Origin of the sequence: Kineosporia corallincola, assembly GCF_018499875.1 — a bacterium.
Classification (GTDB): Bacteria; Actinomycetota; Actinomycetes; order Actinomycetales; family Kineosporiaceae; genus Kineosporia; species Kineosporia corallincola.
The window spans coordinates 233,703-249,698 of the sequence record NZ_JAHBAY010000004.1; the positions used below are offsets into that span (position 1 = coordinate 233,703).

General features: G+C 71.9%; 13 protein-coding genes, 1 pseudogene and 1 riboswitch. Of the genes and pseudogenes, 9 read left to right on the top strand and 5 right to left on the bottom strand.

Annotation, left to right across the window (positions count from 1 at the left end; genetic code table 11):
* Position 1: 1 nt before the first annotated feature.
* Positions 2–2,260 carry an FAD-dependent oxidoreductase gene (locus KIH74_RS11300; protein WP_214155811.1) on the top strand — a complete coding sequence of 753 codons (2,259 nt, stop codon included), beginning with the start codon at positions 2–4 and terminating at the stop codon, positions 2,258–2,260.
* Between the two features lie 40 nt (positions 2,261–2,300).
* Here the strand turns inward: KIH74_RS11300 and KIH74_RS11305 are convergent, their stop codons facing one another.
* Complete coding sequence (locus tag KIH74_RS11305) at positions 2,301–3,062, bottom strand: SDR family oxidoreductase (protein WP_214155812.1); 762 nt, start codon at positions 3,060–3,062, stop codon at positions 2,301–2,303.
* A gap of 241 nt (positions 3,063–3,303) precedes the next feature.
* Between KIH74_RS11305 and KIH74_RS11310 the strand changes: the two genes are divergently transcribed.
* The 3 genes from KIH74_RS11310 to KIH74_RS11320 all read left to right on the top strand — a co-directional run bounded on the left by KIH74_RS11310 (position 3,304) and on the right by KIH74_RS11320 (position 5,721).
* Positions 3,304–4,065, top strand: coding sequence for an SAM-dependent methyltransferase (locus KIH74_RS11310; protein ID WP_372492047.1), 762 nt, complete (start codon positions 3,304–3,306; stop codon positions 4,063–4,065).
* A gap of 142 nt (positions 4,066–4,207) precedes the next feature.
* Positions 4,208–5,122, top strand: coding sequence for an ABC transporter substrate-binding protein (locus KIH74_RS11315; protein ID WP_214155814.1), 915 nt, complete (start codon positions 4,208–4,210; stop codon positions 5,120–5,122).
* A 434-nt stretch (positions 5,123–5,556) separates the two neighbouring features.
* On the top strand, positions 5,557–5,721 hold the full coding sequence (locus KIH74_RS11320; RefSeq protein WP_214155815.1) for a hypothetical protein: 165 nt from the start codon (positions 5,557–5,559) through the stop codon (positions 5,719–5,721).
* A gap of 189 nt (positions 5,722–5,910) precedes the next feature.
* Here the strand turns inward: KIH74_RS11320 and KIH74_RS37610 are convergent.
* The 3 genes and pseudogenes from KIH74_RS37610 to KIH74_RS11335 all read right to left on the bottom strand — a co-directional run.
* Positions 5,911–7,224 (bottom strand): annotated as a pseudogene (locus KIH74_RS37610) (glycosyltransferase); the annotation flags it as partial.
* A 43-nt stretch (positions 7,225–7,267) separates the two neighbouring features.
* Positions 7,268–9,313, bottom strand: coding sequence for an acyltransferase family protein (locus tag KIH74_RS11330; RefSeq protein WP_214155817.1), 2,046 nt, complete (start codon positions 9,311–9,313; stop codon positions 7,268–7,270).
* An 85-nt stretch (positions 9,314–9,398) separates the two neighbouring features.
* The gene (locus tag KIH74_RS11335; protein WP_246572172.1) at positions 9,399–10,088 is read right to left on the bottom strand and encodes an NADPH-dependent F420 reductase; all 690 of its coding nucleotides are present in this window, start codon (positions 10,086–10,088) and stop codon (positions 9,399–9,401) included.
* 85 nt (positions 10,089–10,173) lie between these two features.
* A riboswitch (TPP riboswitch) is annotated at positions 10,174–10,267 on the top strand.
* On the opposite strand from KIH74_RS11335, the gene thiM reads away from it, so the two are divergent.
* From thiM to KIH74_RS11360, 5 genes are all read left to right on the top strand, one after another.
* Positions 10,260–11,060: a hydroxyethylthiazole kinase gene (gene thiM, locus KIH74_RS11340; protein ID WP_214155819.1), complete on the top strand. Its 801-nt coding sequence runs from the start codon at positions 10,260–10,262 to the stop codon at positions 11,058–11,060. It overlaps the preceding riboswitch by 8 nt.
* Positions 11,057–11,788, top strand: a complete 732-nt coding sequence (locus tag KIH74_RS11345; protein WP_214155820.1) for a thiamine phosphate synthase — start codon at positions 11,057–11,059, stop codon at positions 11,786–11,788. The genes thiM and KIH74_RS11345 overlap by 4 nt, the downstream gene beginning before the upstream one ends.
* Positions 11,785–13,269: a bifunctional hydroxymethylpyrimidine kinase/phosphomethylpyrimidine kinase gene (gene thiD / locus KIH74_RS11350; protein ID WP_214155821.1), complete on the top strand. Its 1,485-nt coding sequence runs from the start codon at positions 11,785–11,787 to the stop codon at positions 13,267–13,269. Before KIH74_RS11345 ends, thiD begins: the two co-directional genes overlap by 4 nt.
* 192 nt (positions 13,270–13,461) lie before the next feature.
* Entirely contained in the window at positions 13,462–13,950 is a 489-nt protein-coding gene (locus KIH74_RS11355) for a hypothetical protein (protein WP_214155822.1), read from the top strand.
* 13 nt (positions 13,951–13,963) lie between these two features.
* Complete coding sequence (locus KIH74_RS11360) at positions 13,964–14,938, top strand: aldo/keto reductase (protein ID WP_214155823.1); 975 nt, start codon at positions 13,964–13,966, stop codon at positions 14,936–14,938.
* On the opposite strand, the gene KIH74_RS11365 is transcribed toward KIH74_RS11360, so the two are convergent.
* Complete coding sequence (locus tag KIH74_RS11365; RefSeq protein ID WP_214155824.1) at positions 14,929–15,927, bottom strand: alpha/beta hydrolase; 999 nt, start codon at positions 15,925–15,927, stop codon at positions 14,929–14,931. The genes KIH74_RS11360 and KIH74_RS11365 overlap by 10 nt on opposite strands.
* Positions 15,928–15,996: the final 69 nt, after the last annotated feature.

The window sequence follows — 15,996 nt, forward strand, 5'->3', positions numbered from 1 at the left end:
CATGACCGTCGTCCGTACGATTCTGCGCATGCGGGCCCGCGAGGGCCAGGAGAACGCCTTCGAGACCGCCTGGAAGGGCGCGGCCCGCCGGATCAGCCTGGTGCCGGGATGTCTGGGTCAGCAGCTGCTGCGCGACGAGTCCGACCCGCGTACCTTCCTGGTGGTGGCCGACTGGGTGGACCGCGCCTCGGTGGACGCGTTCGGCCGTTCGGACCTGCGCGAGCACCTCACCGAGGCGCTGCGCGACCTGCGCGAGGACGCCTCCCGGTCCACCTTCACCCTGCTGGAGTCGATCGAGGCCGACGACTCCCGGCCGGTGCGGGTGGACGTGTCCACCAGCGTGCAGCCCGGTGAGGAGGCCGATTTCGAGCGTGCCTACCTGACCGTGGCCGACCGGGTGTCGGGTGCGCCCGGCCATCTGCGCGAGGAGCTGCTGCGCGAGCCGGACGGCCTGCGCTACCACATCTTCGCCGAGTGGGAGTCGGAGCGGCAGTTCCTGGAATGGGTGGAGGACCCGGCCCACCTGAAGGACGCCGGCCCGCTGGCCCGCTGGTTGTCGGTCGACTTCAGTCGCCAGATCTTCCAGATCCGGCAGCGACCGGTCACGGCTCGCGTCGTCCCTGATTCACCCACCGCCACAACGACAATGGTAAACGACGCGGAGGTGCTCGTGGTCGGCGCCGGCCCGGCCGGCCTGACCCAGGCGATCGAGCTGGCGCGCCGCGGCATCCGGGTGCGCGTGGTGGACCGGCGGGAGCAGCCCTCCGGCCAGGCCGACAAGGCCATCGGCATCCACTGCCGCACGATGGAGGTGTGGGAACGGCAGGGCGTGGTGACCCAGGCGATCGACGCGGGCACCTGGCTGCACGGCCAGACCGTCTACGTGAACGGCCGTCTCACCCACCAGGTGGACTGGGCGGGCCTGGACGAGCTGCCCTACGCCCACCTCGGGCTGCCGCAGTACGAGACCGAGCGGATCCTGACCCAGCGGCTGAACGAGCTGGGAGTGCAGGTGGAGCGCGGCGTCTCGCTGATCTCGATGACCCAGGACGAGGAGGGCGTGACCGCGCGGCTGTCGAACGGCACGGCCCGCGTGCGGTACCTGGTCGGGTGCGACGGCGCGCACAGCGCCGTGCGCGAGCAGCTCGGGCTGACCTTCGAGGGCGGGCTGTCGATGTTCCCGCAGCTGTTCATGCTGGCCGACGTGGACCTGGACTGGGAGATGCCGGCCGGGCACCTGCTGCGGTTCGTCCGGATCGAGGAGGACGGCGACTTCACCGGGATGCTGGTCTGCGTGCCGCTGAAGGGGAAGAACCGTTACCGGGTGGCCACTCTCGCGCCCGAGCACTACCAGCAGGCGGTGGGCACCGGAGTGGTGCCGGCCGGTTTCTCGCAGGAGTACGACCCGCCCGCGCTGGCCGACGTGCAGGGCGTGCTGGACGAGCTGGCGCCCTCCGCCACCACCGCGAGCAACCTGCGCTGGGCCTCGATCTTCCGGATCAAGCACGGCATCGTCGACCGGTACCGCGAGGGCCGGGTCTTCGTCGCCGGTGACGCCGCGCACCTGCACCCGCCCGCCGGCGGCCAGGGCATGAACACCGGCATCCAGGACGCCTGGAACCTGGGCTGGAAGCTGGCCCTGGTGCTGCGCGGCCAGGCCCGGCCCGCGTTGCTCGACAGCTACGACACCGAACGCCGCCCGGCCGGGCGGGCGATCGTGGACCGCGCCGTCAACCTGGCCTTCACCGACGAGATGGACATGGAGGACCAGAAGGCGCAGTTCCTGCTGGAGATGCAGATGACGATGAACTACGCCGGCAGCCCGCTGGTGGGGGAGCGGCTGGGCGAGGGGGTGGACGCCTCGGCCGGGCCGCTGCCCGGGCACCGCGCCCCCGACGTCACCGAACTACGCCGGTTCGGGGTGGCGCACCCGCTGCGGCTTTTCGACGTGCTCAACGACGCGCGGGCCACGCTGCTGCTCTGGACCGACGAGGCGGCGGACCTCGACGCCGTCGCCGAGATGGCCCGCGGCGCCACGTCGGGCCAGGTCAACGTGTGCGCGATCGTGTCCGGCGACCTGCCCGGCCTGCCTGGCCAGGAGCTGCCGGTGTACCAGGACTGCGACGGGCACTTCGCGAAGACCTACGCGGTGAGCGGGCCCGCGGCCTACCTGGTGCGCCCGGACGGGCACGTCGGGTTCCGCACCCTGCCGCTGTCGGCGCCCGCCCTGCACGAGCACCTGACCGCGGTGTACGGCTGATCAGGCGCGATCAGGCGCGATCAGGCGCGATCAGGCGCGATCAGGCTCGGCCCGGGAGCATGGCGAGTGCCTTCGACCGCTGCGCCACCAGCTCGTCGTAGGTGCCGTCGCGCTCGGCCCAGCGGTGCATCAGCACACCCTGCACCAGCACCTCGCGCGGGGTCGGCTCGGTGGCGAACAGCGCCATCACCTCGTCGGCGAAGTCGCTCAGGCGCAGGGCGTGCGGCATCTGCGCCTCGGCCTCCGGGGTGGTGGTGACCAGCGGCGGCACCAGCTCGGTCACCTCCACGCCGGTGCCGTCGAGCTGGGCCCGCAGCGCCTCGGAGTAGGCGTGCACCGCGGCCTTGCTGGCGGCGTAGGTCGGCATCAGCGGGAACGGCAGGAAGCCGATGCCCGAGCTGACCGTGACGAAAGTGCCCGAGCCCCGGGCGATCAGGTGCGGGGTGAAGGCGTCGAGCACCCGGACGGTGCCGTAGAGGTTGGTCTCGATCGTGGTGGTGGCCGTGGCGAAGTGTTCCGGGTCGCGCAGGTCCTCGGTCAGCAGCACGCCGGACATGGTGACGACGGTGTCCAGGTCCGGGTACGCGGCGAGCACGGCGTCGCGGGCCCGGACCACCGAGGCGGCGTCGGTCACGTCGACCGGAACGGTGCCGAGGCCCTCGGCGGCCAGCTCGTCCAGCCGGTCCTGCCGGCGTCCACCGACGACCACGGTGCTGCCGGCGGCCCGGAACCGGCGGGCGAGCTCCAGGCCGATGCCGGAGGTGCCGCCGGCCATGAAGAGGGTGCGTGAGGTGATGTCCATGCCCTGATGCTCGTGCGCCCCGGCCGGATCAGGCAGGGCCCCGCACATCCTGGGGATGCCGACCCCAGGATCGCCCGTCACTGCGGGCCAACCGGCGATACGGTAGGCACCGGCACAGAAGCGACAAAAGCGCCGGGTGTGCTGCCCGCGCGCGCGATCGGGAGGGGCGACCGTGGCGGAGCAGGAGACGACCCAGTCGGTGCTGGGAGACAGTGCGGCGGCGGTCCATCCGGACCACCTGGTGCCGAACTCGGCCCGGATGTACGACTACTGGCTGGGCGGCAAGGACAACTACGCCGCCGACCGCCAGCTGGCCGACCTGTTCCTCCAGAAGATCCCCTCGATGCGCGAGATGGCGCGGGCCAACCGCGACTTCGTGAACCGGGCCGCGCGGGTGCTGGCCGCCGACGGCGTGCGGCAGTTCCTCGACATCGGCACCGGCATCCCGACCAGCCCCAACCTGCACGAGACCGCCCAGGCGGTGGCCCCCGACGCGCACGTGGTCTACGCCGACAACGACCCGGTGGTGCTGGCCCACGCCCGGGCGCTGATGGTGAGCAACGAGGTGGGCCAGGTCGCCTACATCGCCGCCGACCTGCGCCGGCCGGAGCGGATCCTGTCCGACCCGCAGCTGCGCGAGCAGCTAGATCTGGACCGCCCGGTCGCGCTGATGCTGATCGCGGTGCTCATGCTGATCGACGACCAGGACGACGTGCAGGGTGCCGTGGCCCAGCTGCGTGAGGCGCTGCCGTCCGGCAGCTACCTGGCCCTGACCCATCCCACGGCGGACTTCGACCCGCCGGTGGTCGGCGAGGTCACCGCATCGGCCCGGGCCACCGGCATGACCTTCGTGCCGCGCACGAAGGCCGAGGTGGCGGGGTTCTTCGGCGACTGGGAGCTGACCGAGCCGGGCATCGTGCCCGTTCGGGCATGGCGGCCCGACGGTGAGGTCACCGATCCGGAATCCGCCTGGTACTGGGCCGGGGTGGCTCGCAAGCCGTGACGGGGTGCGTCGTTTCGCCTGGTCAAGGGTGATAAAAGTAGTGGACTTGTGACCTTCTGTCCGATGTCTTCCGGCGGCGGAGTGGGCAGGGTGGGCAGGGCGCAGATCCATCATCACTCGCGGTACAGGAGACACGTCACCCATGAAGCGGACCAGGACGGTCATCGTCGCTGCCCTCGCCTCGTCCCTGCTGGTCCTCACCGCCTGCGGGGGCGGGAGCGAGGCGACCGGGGCCACGGCCTCACCCAGCTCGTCCGAGACGATCGTCATCGGGTCGGCCAACTTCTCCGAGAACGTGCTGCTGGCCGAGATCTACGCGCAGGCCCTGGAGGCCCAGGGCGTCACCGTGGAGCGCAAGCTCGACCTGGGCTCCCGCGAAGACCTGGTCCCGCAGCTCCAGGACGGCTCGATCGACCTCACCCCGGAGTACTCCGGCGCCCTGCTCACCTACTTCGACGACAGCACCTCGGCCGTGTCGTCGGCCGACGTGTACCGCGAGCTGACCGAGGCCGTGCCCGAGGGCCTGGAGGTGCTCGACCAGTCCGAGGCGGAAGACAAGGACGCCCTGGTGGTCACCGAGGAGACCGCCGACAAGTACAACCTGTTCTCCATCTCCGACCTGAAAGACGTTGCGGGGCAGCTCACTCTGGGTGGCCCGCCGGAGTGGAAGACCCGGGACGACGGGGTGAAGGGCCTCAAGCGGGTGTACGGCCTGGACTTCGGCCGCTTCAAGACCCTCGACGCCGGTGGCACCCGCACCGTCGCCTCGCTGAAGAACGGCAGCATCGACGCCGCGGACATCTTCACCACCGACCCGAACATCGCCACCGAGGGCTGGGTCGTGCTGCCCGACCCGAACAACCTGTTCGCCGCGCAGAACGTGCTGCCGCTGATCCGCAGCGACAAGGCCTCCGACACCGTGCAGAACGCGCTGTACGACGTGTCGAACAAGCTCAGCACCGACAAGCTCACCACGATGATGGTGCAGGTCACGATGAAGGAGCGGGAGCCCGCCGAGGTGGCCAAGGAGTTCCTGACCACGCAGGGCCTGGTCTGATCCGAGGGGCCGGGGGCGGCGCGAGTGGCGAAGGCCCCCGCCACGGTTACGTTGGTGCGAGGCGACTCCGGGTTCAGCACAGAGCCTTCGTGACGGCGTGCGAGGGGCGGCGACGACGTGGGCGCATCCAGGCGGCAGGCAGCGGTCGCGGCCTCCGGCACCTGGCAGGACCCGGACGGGGTGCGCAGGCCCGCCGGCGAGGTGCACGGCTGGGAGCCAGGCCACAACCAGACCCTTTGCGGCCTGGCGCTGAGCCGCTCCCGGCTGTCCCGGTTCCCGCACGTCTCCTGGGCGGACGCCCAGCCAGGCACCGGCGGCCACGCCGACGCGGTGTCGGTGGTCTGCCGTCGATGCGCTGCCGCACAGGGGTTCAGGCGCGACGCCAGATCTGGAGCCGTCGTGATCCGCGTCCCTGATCTGGATGGAGCAGACCGATGAGTGAGCAGAACACGAACCGTGGTGCGGCCGAGGAACGCAGCAACGCACCCGAGACGCCGGAGGAGGGCAACCGGCCGGCCTCGCCGTCCTCGCTGCCCGGCGGCGACTCGACGGTCCGCGGTGCGGCCGAAGAGGCCTCCGGCGCACCGGAAACCGAGTAACCGGCATGTTCTTCTTCTTCTCGAACCGGCTGGGTTGTCTCGGCTCGATCGTGGTCAGTCTGGTCGGGACCCTGATCCTGATCGCCCTGCTGGCCCTGATCTTCTGAGTTCCACCGCGTCCAGCACGGCCTTCCAGTCCCGCAGGTAACCGTCCACCGAGTGATCCGCCGCGCTCGCCCGGGCCGCCTGTCCCAGGCGCCGGGCGAGCAGCGGGTCGCGGGCCAGAGTCACCATGTGCCCGGCCAGGGCATCCAGATCGCCCGGCGGCACCAGGAAACCCGTGGTGCCGTGCGTGATCTGCTCGCGCGGGCCGTAGGCGATGTCGTAGGCGATCACCGGGCAGCCGTGTTCCAGCGCCTCCAGCACCACCAGGGGATAGCCCTCGAACCGGCTGGTCAGCAGCAGAGCCGTTGCCGTGCGCAGGCTCTCGCGGGCGAGCGGGTCGTAACCCCGCAGCCGCACCGACTTCTCCAGCCCGAGCTCGGCGATCAGCGCCGCCAGGGCCTCGCGCTCCTCGCCGTCGCCGTGGATGTCCAGCGTGGCGCCGGGCTCCTGCCGTGCCATCCGGGCGAAGGCGCGCACGGCGTGGTCGATGCGCTTCTGCGGCATCAGGCGGCCGAGCATCACGAAAGACGCCGGTTGACGGGGAGTTTCGTCGTCCACCGGTTGCGGGTCGACCGGATTGGGGACGACGTGGAGGTTGTTCGCGGTGGCGAAGCGGGCGCTGATGTCGTCGCGCTGCCGGTGGGTGAGCGTGACCAGGGCGTCGAGCCGGGGAATCGCGTCCAGCACCGGTGCGTGGGTGGGATGGGCCGGTGAGTCCCACCGGTACGGCTCGCGCACATGGATGTTGTGCACCACGTGGATCAGCCGCACCCGGGACCGGTCGGCCAGGGGCACCAGATGGCGCAGCGCGAAACGGCTGTCGGAGATCAGGAACACCGGCCGCAGCGGGTCCGGGTCGAACAGCCGGGTGAGCCACCAGCGGCGCAGTGCGCCCAGGTGCGCGAACCGGCGCACGATCCGGCCGTCGGGTCCGGCCAGCAGCACGCCCTCCGGTGTGCGGCGCAGGTACACGCTGCCGTCGGGCCGGTGATAATCCCGGACGACGCAACGGCCGGCCTCGTCCAGGTAACGCGTGCGATGCTTCGTGCCGTCCGGCCGGGGATCGACCGTGGCGGCGAGATCCGGCGGTGTGGCGAGGATTTCGTCGTCCTGCGCCTCCAGTGGCTGGGTGCGCAACCACTCGAACAGGTTCAGCACCACCGTGGACGGGTGGATCCGGCCGGCGGCCAGCAGCTCGGCGCGGATGTGCGGGTGGTCGGCCTGGTCGTCGAACGAGACCAGCGTGGGGGTGATTCCGGCGTGCTCGGCGAACAATCTGTTGCGCAGCAGGAACATACCGGTCTGCCCACCCGCGCCGAGGCTCAGCCGGGAGGTGACGGAGAGGTACTGCCCGTCGGGGAACGTGAGGGTGCCGGAGGGGGACGTCACACGGATCATTAGACACGACGTCCCGCTCCGGTGGTCGTCCCGGTGGTCGTCCTCAGTCCAGCAACTCGCTGCGCACCGTCGGCTCGGACTCCAGCGCCGCGCCGAGCCTCTGCTCCACGAACGGGGCCAGGGTGCGGGCGAAAGTGGCTGTCAGATGGTGGTCGTCGCGGTACGCCAGCACGTCGCCGATCACCACCGCACACTGCGTGGGGGCGCAGATGCTGTCGGTCAGGTCCAGCATCGGCACGTCGCTGCGCTCCGAGGCCTCCTTCACGATGCCGCTGTTCGCGAAGGCCTCGGCGCGGTCGACGGCACAGGCGGTCAGGTCGTTCAGGTGCAGGCTGACGCAGTCCGGCGCGAACTGCGGCAGGTGCGGGGTCTCGGCGAAGGTCACCACCGGGATGCCCGCCGCGGTCACCTCGTCGATCCGGGCGCTCAGGCCGCGGATCTCCTCCTCCCGGTTCGCCTCGCCGTCCAGCTGCTCACCGTTCTTCGTGGTGATGTAGGTGCCCAGCTGGGTGGTGAACAGCACGTCGGGGGCCAGGGTGCGCAGCTCCTGAACGGCGGCCTGGTTCCAGGTGACGCAGGCGGTGTACTCGGTGAGCGGCTTGCCCTCCAGCCGGGTGATGTCCGAGAACGGGCAGCCCGCCTTGGTGATCGAGATCAGCTTCCAGTGGTGCTGCTTCGCGATCTCCTCCAGGGCCGGCACCCACTGCCCGGCCTTGGAGTCGCCGACCACCGCCACGACCGGATCGGCCGCACCGGTGCTGTAGTCGAACACGCACGGGCGCACCGAGGTGTCCTCGTAGTTGGACGGGCAGTCGCGCCGGTAGATGTCGCCCGAGTCGTCCTCGGCCTCCTCCGGCGGGGGCGAGAGCGTGGTGGCCGAGGTCTGCACGGTCTGCACCGCCGCCGCCCCGGCCGGGTCCTTCGCCTCGGTGATCGAGCGGGACTGCGACAGGGCGCTGCCCGAGCCGGCCGCGACCAGCACCAGGGTGAGACCGCCGGCGATGCCCAGGCGGGTCGGCAGCCAGAACCGGGCGGTGCGGGCCGGGCGCTCCACCAGCACGTAGGTGACGGCGGCCAGCAGCACGCTGACCACGGCCACGCCCGCCCCCTCGGCCAGGGTGAGAACGCCGTCGCGCTCGGCGAACACCACCAGCGGCCAGTGCCACAGGTAGAGCGAGTAGGAGATGTCGCCCAGCCAGGTCAGTGGGCGCACCGACAGCAGCCGGCCGGTGCCGCGCGGGGCCTCGCCGAAGCGCAGCACCAGCACCGTGCCGGCCACCACCACGGCGGTCAGCGGGCCCGGCCACATCGTCTCCGGCCGCACCACGAACAGCGCGCCCACGGTCAGGGCCAGGCCGAGCCAGCTCATCGCCCCGCCCCAGCGCGGCTGCCCGGACCGGCGCGACATCACCACGGCGCACAGCGCGCCGGCGGCCAGCTCCCAGACCCGGGTGTGCGTGGTGAAGTAGGTCTGCGGGCCGTAGGTGAGCAGGGCCAGGGTGAACGACCCGGCGATCACCAGGCCGATCACCGCGGCGGCCGGGCGGCGGCTGCGCGGGATCAGCAGCAGTGTGATCAGCAGCGGCCAGGCCAGGTAGAACTGCTCCTCGATGGCCAGCGACCAGTAGTGCTGCAAGGGGCTGGCGGCCGCCCCCTCGCTGAGGTAGTCGACCGAGCCCGCCGCCAGCCGCCAGTTGATGAAGTAGGCGCTGGCCGCGATCGCGTCCTGCCCGATGCTCTCCCAGCGGGCCGCCGGCAGCCACCAGCGCGCCACCAGACAGGTGACCAGCAGCACCAGCACCCCGGCGGGCAGCAGACGCCGCGCCCGCCGGGCCCAGAAGGTGAGCAGCGCGATGCGGCCGGTGCGGTCGTGCTCGCGGATCAGCAGCCCGGTGATGAGGAACCCGGACAGGACGAAGAAGACGTCCACCCCGATGAATCCACCGCTGGGCCCGAGACCCGTGTGGTACAGGAGCACCATGAGCACGGCAACGGCGCGCAGTCCCTGGATGTCACTGCGATGGGACGACGCCTGGGTCGTCCGGGCGCCACCCGCTGGCGGGGGCGCGTCGATGGGTGCGTGCTTCACGATCACATAGAAGTCCAGTAGCCCACTTCGGCCGGACCGAAACAGGGGTGATTTACCGGGTTGTTCCTCACATCTGGCCCGTTGTTCACATGTCCCGGTAGCGCTCGGCCCGGGACAGCGACTCCTTGAGCGTGTCGGCGGCGGCCGGGTGCGCCGGGCCGCTGAAACCCTCGGCCGGGTCGACGTAGGGCGTGACGTAGGCGGCGGTGTCACGCTGGAAGCGCCAGCCCTCGGCGAGGGGCCCGGCGTCGAGCGTGTCGTAACCGATCGAGTCCAGGAACTCGGTGACGGTTTTCTTGGCCGCCGGGTCGTCACCGGCGATCACCAGCGCGGAGCGCTCCGGATCGCCGGCCGGCCGGGCCAGGGTGGCCAGGTGCTGGAAGAAGATGTTGTTGAATGCCTTGACCACGTGCGACTCCGGCAGGTGGGCCTGCAACAGCTCGCTGGTGGTGGTGGACTCCTGGTCCAGCGAGTCGATGTGGCCGTCACGGTCGGGGTAGTAGTTGTTCGTATCGATCACCACCTTGCCACGCAGCGGCTCGACCGGCACGTCCAGATAGTTCTTCAGTGGCACGGTGACCACCACCAGATCGCCGGCCCGGGCCGCCTCGGCCGCGGTGGCGGCCCGGGCCCGCGGGCCGAGATCGGCCACCAGACCGGCCAGGGTCTCGGGGCCCCGGCTGTTGCTGAGCACCACGTCGTGGCCGCCGGCCAGGGCCAGGCGCGCGACGGTGCTGCCGATGTTTCCGCTGCCGATGAGTCCGATCGTCGTCATGCCGGAGGCCAACCCCGCTGCCGCCCCGGGCATTCCGCCGGTCCGCTGGGCCCTTGCGATTTATCGGGGGAAGTGAGAGGTTTCGGGCAGAGACACGGGGTGCCCCGGCCGGGGCTGAGATCACACCCGTCGAACCTGATCTAGTTCGCACTAGCGAAGGGATGTCCTCGGATGACGGGTTTTGCCGTTTCCACCGCAGGCGATCTGCTGACCCGGGTCAGAGAACGTGGGCCGCTGGTCCACTGCATCACCAACGATGTCGTCGTCAATTTCACCGCCAACGTGCTGCTCGCCCTGGGCGCTGCCCCGGCGATGGTCGACATCCCCGAGGAATCAGGGGTTTTCGCCGGTGTGGCCGGTGGATTGCTGATCAACCTGGGCACCCCGCACGCGGAGCGCCGGGCGGCGATGGAGGCCGCGGCCCCGGCCGCGGTGGAGGCAGGAACCCCCTGGGTGCTCGACCCGGTCGCGATCGGTGCGCTGCCGGTGCGCACGGCGCTGGCCCACCGGCTGCGTGACCTCGGGCCCAGTGTGGTGCGGGGCAATGCCTCGGAGATCCTGGCCCTGGCCGGCACGGGCAGCGGCGGGCGCGGCGTCGACGCCACCGAGGGGGTGGACGCCGCCACCGGCGCGGCCGTCGAAATCGCCACCAAGACAGGCGGAGTCGTGGCGGTGTCGGGTGCGGTCGACCTGATCACCGACGGCCGGCGCACGGTGCGCATCGCGAACGGCGACGCCCTGCTGACCCGGGTCACGGGTGGCGGCTGCGCGCTCGGTGCGGTGATGGCCGCGTTCGCCGCCGTCGAGTCCGACCACTTCACGGCCACCTGCGCCGCGGTGCTGGTGTACACGGTGGCGGCCGAGCAGGCCGCGTCGTTCGCCGGTGGCCCGGGCTCGTTCGCCGTCGCGTTCCTCGACGCGCTGAGTGCCGTCACCGCCGACGACCTGGCCCGCGCCGCGCGGCTGTCATGAGCACGCCCGACCTGAGCCTCTACCTGGTCACCGACACGGAGGCGGCCCGGCGCGCGGGGCGGGACCTGCCCGGGCTGGTGGCCGACGCGGCGCGGGGTGGCGTCACCACCGTGCAGGTGCGTGAGAAGAACCAGCCCGCCGGGGTTTTCCTGCGCACGGTGACCGAGGTGGCGCAGGCTCTGCCCGGCCACGTGACCCTGCTGGTGAACGACCGCGTCGACGTTTTCCTGGCCGCCCGCTCGCTCGGCGTGCGGGTGCACGGCGTGCACCTGGGCCAGCGCGACCTGCCCGCCGCCTGTGCCCGCGACCTGATCGGTCCGGACGCGGTGCTCGGCCTGAGCGCCGCCACCACGGCCCAGTTGTCCGCCGCCGCGGCGAGCTCGGCACGGGTCGACTACGTGGGCGTCGGCGTGGTGCGGGCGACCGCGACCAAGCCCGACGCCCCGGCCCCGCTGGGGATCGAGGGCATGCTGAAACGGGCTGGGCAGTCCCGGCTTCCGGCGGTGGCGATCGGCGGGATCACGGTGGACGACACGAGGGCCCTGCGCGCCGGCATGCTGCGTGACGAGGCCTCGCGTGACGGGGCTCCGGGCGATGTGGCTCCGCGCGAGGGGCGACGGGCCGGGGGATCGCTGGCCGGAGTGGCTGTGGTGAGCGGGATCTGCGGTGCCGCCGACCCGGTCGCGGCGGCGCGGGCCTACCGGAGCGCCTGGCAGGGTGCGGCGTGAAGCGGCCTCTGCCCGGAGCGGCGGGGCTCGCGGCCCGCGTCGTGCCCAGGGTCCTCTCCGTCGCCGGCACCGACCCGACCGGTGGGGCGGGCATCCAGGCCGACCTGAAAAGTATCGCCGCCAACGGTGGTTACGGCATGGCCGTGGTCACCGCGCTGGTGGCGCAGAACACCCGGGGCGTGCGCTCGGTGCACACGCCACCGGTGGAGTTCCTGCGCGAGCAACTGCTGTCGGTGAGCGACGACGTGCAGATCGACGCGGTCAAGGTCGGCATGCTCGGCGACGCCGCGGTGATCGCCGAGGTCGCGGGCTGGCTGCGCCGGGTGCGGCCGCCGGTGGTGGTGATCGACCCGGTGATGGTGGCCACCAGCGGCGACCGGCTGCTGTCGCCCGAGGCCGAGCAGGCCCTGCACGAGGTGCTGCCGCTGGCCGGTCTGATCACCCCGAACGTGCCGGAACTGGCCGTGCTGGCCGGTTCCCGGCCGGCCGGTGACTGGGACGAGGTGGTGCGGCAGGCCCTGGAGGTGTCCGCACGCTGGGGCGTGCGGGTGCTGGCCAAGGGCGGTCACCTCGACGGCGGAACGGTTTTCGACGCCCTGGTGGACGCCTCCGGGGCCGAGCCGGTGCGTCGTCTCCAGGCACCCCGCGTGCCCACCACGGCGACCCACGGCACCGGCTGCTCCCTCTCGTCCGCCGTGGCCACCTGGCAGGTGACCACCGGCGACTGGCTCACCAGTATCGACCGGGCCAAGAGCTGGCTCACCGAGAGTCTGCGCCACGGCGAGGAACTACGGGTCGGGCAGGGGCACGGCCCGGTCAGCCACTTCGCCGGGCTGTGGGAACGCGGCGGCCTGGCCACCAGCGCGAGCGGCGAGTGGTGGCAGCGGATCGCGCAGCTGCGCGCCGACACCGTCACCGACCCGTTCCTGACCGGCCTGGCCGACGGCACGCTCGGAAAAGACCAGTTCGTCGGCTATCTCGCGCAGGACACGCACTACCTGGACGGGTACGCCGCGGTGCTGTCACGCCTGGCGCGGATGGCGGACGACCCGGTGGAACAGGCGTTCTGGGCCGGCTCCGCCGCGGCCTGCCTGACCACCGAGACAGCGCTGCACCGGGCCTGGGGGGCCTCGTCGTCCCCGATCGACCCGATCGGTCCGGTCACCCGGGCCTACCTCGACCATCTGGAGACGGCGACCGACGCCGGCTACGAGCAGGGGGTGGCGGCCGTGCTGCCCTGCTACTGGATGTACGCCGACATCGGCCGTCAACTGGGTCCTTCCGCCGCCGGAAACCCCTACCGGGAGTGGATCGACACCTATCAGGACTCGCTCTTCGGCGAGTCCGCCCGCAGCGCGCGCGGGATTGCCGACCGCGCCGCTGCGGACGCGGAACCCGAGGTGCGCGAACAGATGTGGCAGGCCTTCGAGGCCTCGGCCCAGCTGGAACGGAGGTTCTTCGCCGCCGGGTCACCGGCATGACGAGCGGGGCGAGCGGGCCGGGCAGGGCGAGCGGGCGGGGCGAGCGGGCCGGGCGGGGCGAGCGGGACGGGCAGGGCGAGTGGGCAGGGCGGGCCGGGCCGGCCGCGGCTGGTCTGGTACGCCGCCTACGGGTCCAACCTGCACGCCGGGCGTTTCGCCTGCTACCTGTCGGGCGGAACCCCGGACGGCGGGATGCTGGCGGCCCCCGGATGCCGTGACCCCAGCCCGCCCCGGGCGACCACCGCGGTCGAGGTGCCCGGCGGCATCTTCTTCGCCACGCGGTCGCTGGTCTGGGGCGGGGGCCGGGCGTTCTACGACCCGCTGCTGCCGGGCACGGCGGCGATGCGGGCCTACCTGATCACCGCCGGGCAGTTCGCCGACGTGGCGGCGCAGGAGATGTACGGCCGTCCCGGCGCCGACCTGGACCTCACCGAGGTGCTGTCCACCGGCCGGATGTCGCTGGGGGACGGGCGTTACCAGACCCTGCTGCGGCTGCCCGACGGGCCGGACGGGCGCCCGGTGCTGACCTTCACCTGTCCCTGGCGGGCGGGTGATCTGCCGCCCGTTCCGCCCTCGCCCGCCTACCTGGCCCACCTGGCGCGGGGGCTGGCCGACTCGCACGGCTGGCCGGGGGAGCGGATCGCCGCCTATCTACGCTGTGCCGACCCGACCCGGCCGTGATTGCATGTGACGTATGGAATACACCCGTCTTGGTCATTCCGGTCTCAGAGTCAGCCGAATCGCATTGGGGTGCATGAGTTTCGGGCAACCGTCGGAACCCGGTGCCGGATGGCCGCTGGCGGAGGAGACGGCCGGCCCATTCTTCCGGCAGGCCCTCGACCTCGGCATTACGTTCTGGGACACGGCGAACGTCTACCACAACGGCACGTCCGAGGAGATCGTCGGGCGGGCCCTGAAGAAGTATGCGCGGCGCGAAGACATCGTGCTGGCCACCAAGGTCTACTTCCCGGTGCACGACGGGCCGGGCGGTTCCGGGCTCTCGCGCAAGGCGATCCTGGAGCAGATCGACGTGTCGCTGAGCCGGCTCGGCGTGGACTACGTGGACCTTTACCAGATCCACCGTTTCGACCCGAACACCCCGGCCGAGGAGACGATGGAGGCCCTGCACGACGTGGTTCGGGCCGGCAAGGTGCGGTACCTGGGCGCCTCGTCGATGTGGGCCTGGCAGTTCGCCAAGCTCCAGCACACCGCCGAGCTGGGCGGCTGGACCAGGTTCGTGAGCATGCAGAACCAGTACAGCCTGGTGCAGCGCGAGGAGGAGCGGGAGATGTTCGGGCTGCTCGCCGACCAGGGCGTGGGCAGCATCCCGTGGAGTCCGCTGGCCAAGGGCTGGCTGGCCCGGCCGTGGAACACCCGCACCTCGCGCACCGGCACCGACGAGCTGACCCAGCGCTACAACACCGAGCCCGAGCACAAGCCGATCGTGGAGGCCGTGGAGCAGGTGGCCGCTGCGCGCGGGGTGCCGATGGCGCAGGTGGCCCTGGCCTGGCTGTTCCGCAACCCGTCGGTGGCCGCGCCGATCGTCGGGCCGTCGAAGCCCGAGCACCTGGCAGACGCCGCCGCGGCCACCACCCTGGAGCTCACCGACGAGGAGGTGGCCCTGCTGGAGCGGCCCTACACGCCGCGGCTGCCCAGCGGTTACGCCTGAACCGGCTGAAGCACCGAGCTGTGCCGGTCCAGCCAGTCCCCGGTGACCTGGTAGGCGTGTTCCCGCACCTCGGGCAGAGACAGGAACACGTCGTGCCGGGCGTCCGGAATCGGCGTCACCGTGGTCTCGGAGCCGAGACAGCCCGCCCAGCGCGCGATCTGGCGCACGTCCAGCACGCCGTCGCCACGGTCGCTGGCCGGGCTGTACTCGGCCGAGAAGTGTGACTTGTCCGAGCGCAGCACGAGCGAGGGCACGCCGACGTCCAGGCCCCGGTGCAGCTGGGCATGTCCCCGGCGCACCGCGTCCAGCCAGCCCGCCGTCACGGGGAACCCCTCCAGCGGCTTCATCGCCAGGTCGAACTCCCACTCGCCGGTGCCGCTGACGTGCAGCGTGCCGCCGTAGACACTGGGCGGCAGGCGGAACACCCGGGTCGGGGCGGTGAGACCCAGCACGCGCAGCAGCCAGGTGCCCGGGCCCCGCAGCACCGCCTTGCCCTGGAGGTCGAACCACGGGCTGTTCAGCACCAGCCCGGCCACCGGCGTGGTCAGCCCGGCCGCGCGCCGGCGGTGCAGGTAGAGCGGCGCGATCAGGCCGCCGGTGGAGTGCGCGACCAGGGTGACCGGCAGGCCGGGCCGCTCCTCGCCGACCAGCGCCAGGGCCCGGTCCAGCTCGGCGTCGTACTGCCGCAGGTCACGGGAGTAGTGCGCGGTCTGTCCCGGTCGCCGGGCCCGCCCACACTTGCGCAGGTCGAGCCCGTAGAAGGCGAAGCCGCGGGCGGCGAGGAAGTCGGCCAGGCCGGTCTGGAAGAAGTAGTCCGAGAACCCGTGCAGATACAGCACCACGCCGCGCACCTCCTCGCCCGGGCGCGGCTCCCGGCGCACCAGGACCCCGGCCACCTCTCCCTCCCCGTCCGGGTCGGGCCCGAGCTCGAAGGTGTGCTGCTGATAACCGTGCCCGAGAACGTCCTCGGTCCAGATCGCCGTACCCATGGCCGGATTATGCAGCTGGACGGGCGGATTCGCGCGGGCGGGACGACTCGCCCGGCCGGGGTGGGCCGG

Bases quoted from the DNA above. Each gene is read 5' to 3' on its own strand.
- KIH74_RS11300 (WP_214155811.1), top strand. From the start codon at position 2: ATGACCGTCGTCCGTACGATTCTGCGCATGCGGGCCCGCGAGGGCCAG.
- KIH74_RS11305 (WP_214155812.1), bottom strand. From the start codon at position 3,062: ATGGACATCACCTCACGCACCCTCTTCATGGCCGGCGGCACCTCCGGC.
- KIH74_RS11315 (WP_214155814.1), top strand. From the start codon at position 4,208: ATGAAGCGGACCAGGACGGTCATCGTCGCTGCCCTCGCCTCGTCCCTG.
- KIH74_RS11320 (WP_214155815.1), top strand. From the start codon at position 5,557: ATGAGTGAGCAGAACACGAACCGTGGTGCGGCCGAGGAACGCAGCAAC.
- KIH74_RS11335 (WP_246572172.1), bottom strand. From the start codon at position 10,088: ATGACGACGATCGGACTCATCGGCAGCGGAAACATCGGCAGCACCGTC.
- thiM (WP_214155819.1), top strand. From the start codon at position 10,260: ATGACGGGTTTTGCCGTTTCCACCGCAGGCGATCTGCTGACCCGGGTC.
- KIH74_RS11345 (WP_214155820.1), top strand. From the start codon at position 11,057: ATGAGCACGCCCGACCTGAGCCTCTACCTGGTCACCGACACGGAGGCG.
- KIH74_RS11355 (WP_214155822.1), top strand. From the start codon at position 13,462: ATGCTGGCGGCCCCCGGATGCCGTGACCCCAGCCCGCCCCGGGCGACC.
- KIH74_RS11360 (WP_214155823.1), top strand. From the start codon at position 13,964: ATGGAATACACCCGTCTTGGTCATTCCGGTCTCAGAGTCAGCCGAATC.
- KIH74_RS11365 (WP_214155824.1), bottom strand. From the start codon at position 15,927: ATGGGTACGGCGATCTGGACCGAGGACGTTCTCGGGCACGGTTATCAG.